Origin of the sequence: Bacillus sp. JJ1127 (genome assembly GCF_036965845.1) — a bacterium.
GTDB lineage: Bacteria > Bacillota > Bacilli > Bacillales > Bacillaceae_G > Bacillus_A.
Window position 1 is genome coordinate 1 of record NZ_JBALQK010000385.1, and the last position, 1,884, is coordinate 1,884.

The window sequence follows — 1,884 nt, forward strand, 5'->3', positions numbered from 1 at the left end:
ATATTTAAAATCTATCATATTTTAAAGGAATATGAAATATGGTGTGATCATTCTCTGAAAATTCCCTGTTAAAACTCAAAGTGCAAATTTCTATTTATTCTCTCTGTACTATAACCTTCTTATTTCTCTATATATTTCGGTGTAAAAAAACTTTCTCAACATATCAAGGACATTTTTCAGTTTCAGCATGTATTAGAATGCATTATAATAAGGCTAATAAGAGCTTGACCTCTCCTAATTCATGTACATATAGTTGATCGGTGCAATTTGTTACCGATCTATTTTTTTGCTATTTTATGCAGCGCTACACCTTCTTTTTGAGAATTGAAAATAAAAACGCTGCATCTCGACCTACACCACAAAGAAGTGCTGACCCTCTTTGGGATTGCCAAGGTAATCCTATATAATATAATCCATTCACTTGACTGACGCCCCTTGAATGAATTGGCGACCCTACTTCATTCATTGCACCTTCTATTTCAATCCACCGATAATTTGGCACAAATCCTGTAGACCATACTATATTTTGAACAGTAAATGCACTATTATCTGAAAAGACGACTTTATGTTGCAATGCACTTACTACTTTGGGCTTCACTGTTATTCTTCTATCGCGAATAAGCTGTTTGCATGCAAAACCAAAAATAGGATCTTTCCGCATTTGAAACCACTTTCCCCGTTTCGTATCTATTCCGGCATATAATAATCCTATTTTCTCAAGCCAAGAAAAAATACTCTTCCTCATAATTTTTAGTGGTAAAAAGGTAAGAGGATGACTTACAGCAATCGTAACATCACGCGATTTCGCGAGCTCTACGGCAATTTGCGCACCTGAATTCCCGCCCCCTACTACAAGAACTGGACCTTCTGGAATTTGCAATGGCGATTGATATTGTGAAGAATGAATTTGAAATATATCGTTTGAAAGATTGTGAGAAATTTGAGGAATAAACGGTTGCTGAAAAGCACCTGATGCGATAATAACCCTTTTTGATTTTAAAATTTCGTTAGGAGTATATACCTCAAACTCATTCCCTCGTTTTCTTACTTTTAAAACATCTGTATTTAGCTTCACTGGCAAAGAAAAATATTGTGCATACGCTTCTAAATAATCTGCAATCTCATCTTTCGTAGGATATTCATCTTGATTTCCATCTAACTTCATACCTGGTAATGCACTATACACCCTTGTTGTAAACAATTGTAAAGAACCGTATCGATTTCTCCACGAATCACCAATCCTCTTTTTTTCATCTAATAGGGCAAAGTTATAGTTACCTTGCTTCAAATAATACCCCATAGCTAGGCCAGCTTGACCTGCCCCTACTATAATGACATCTAACATTTTTTCATCCCCTTTTTATTGCAAACATATGAATACATGTTCATATGTTCATATGTTTGGTTCCATCATATAAATTTTCTTTTCATAAATCAAGAGAAATGAAATTACCTTCAAATCAATATACATCACAAAAAAAGAAAATTGTACGCTCAGACACAAATTGGACACATTTTAACTTACTCTCTGTACGCTAAGCGTAAAATATACTTAATTAAAACGTTGTAAAAATTAACATTTATGCAACATTTACTTAGGTCTTGATTTTTATAGCGTTACAGCATTGCATATATTATGTTGCAAATCAAATTTCGATAATACCATGGTATTGGTATAGTCTTAACTTGTAAAAACTATCATTTTATTTGTCCGATTTTGCTTAACGTGTGTTTTATGTCATTTGGTTGACTGGACCCCTTTATACGGTGACCCAAATCAAGATAATTACCTGATATTATAAAATGTAGAATATTCTGTTAAATTATGTTTTTAAAAAAAACAATGTATGTTGTATTCTAATTATAGGAGATACTGGATTAGCT

General features: G+C 33.2%; 1 protein-coding gene. It reads right to left on the bottom strand.

Annotated elements, in window-relative coordinates; translation table 11 throughout:
- Positions 1-304: 304 nt before the first annotated feature.
- Positions 305-1,345 (bottom strand): flavin-containing monooxygenase, encoded by a 1,041-nt coding sequence (locus tag V7183_RS24860; protein WP_335361200.1) that lies wholly within the window; start codon positions 1,343-1,345, stop codon positions 305-307.
- Between the last annotated feature and the right edge of the window lie 539 nt (positions 1,346-1,884).

What these genes read in the sequence shown, in the direction of transcription:
- V7183_RS24860 (WP_335361200.1), bottom strand. Translation starts at nt 1,345, where the DNA reads ATGTTAGATGTCATTATAGTAGGGGCAGGTCAAGCTGGCCTAGCTATG.